This window comes from Bartonella sp. AP58NXGY (assembly GCF_042195785.1).
Taxonomy (GTDB): domain Bacteria; phylum Pseudomonadota; class Alphaproteobacteria; order Rhizobiales; family Rhizobiaceae; genus Bartonella.
The window spans coordinates 1-414 of the sequence record NZ_JBHIOY010000196.1 but is presented as its reverse complement, the minus strand read 5'-3'; the positions used below and the strand labels follow the sequence as shown (position 1 = coordinate 414).

Annotated in this window: 1 pseudogene; it reads right to left on the bottom strand. The window is 36.2% G+C overall.

Features of this window, described 5'->3' with window-relative positions:
- Positions 1-311: 311 nt before the first annotated feature.
- Positions 312-414 (bottom strand): annotated as a pseudogene (locus tag ACFINC_RS10400) (XRE family transcriptional regulator); the annotation flags it as partial.

The following is a 414-nucleotide window of genomic DNA, read 5'->3' as shown; positions in this document are numbered from 1 at the left end:
TCAACTCCCTATTTGACCGTTGCGTGGACGATCAAAAACACAAGCTCATCAATAAAGCATTTTCAAGAGATTGGCAAGACTAATTAAAGCATTGGCTATGCTATTATACTGTAAAATAGTGTTATTTGAGAGGTGGAAATCTGAAGTCAATGAGAGAATTCGCTTTAAAGAAAGCTGGCGTGTTGATAGACTATTGTTTGCAAAACGGTGTGGGGATAGTTTTGTTTGCTGATTTCTGTCAAAATGAAAAAGCGTAAAACGTGGATCTGTCAAAATGAAATAAAGGATTGGAGCTTTGTGTGTGCTTTTGCCTAATCGGAAATTAACCACCAAATTGCCTTTTGTTTTTTAGGGTGGAGTTCTCTAAAAGTTTTCAAAAGGGTGTGTTCTTTTTCGCTATAGATTTCTTGATCA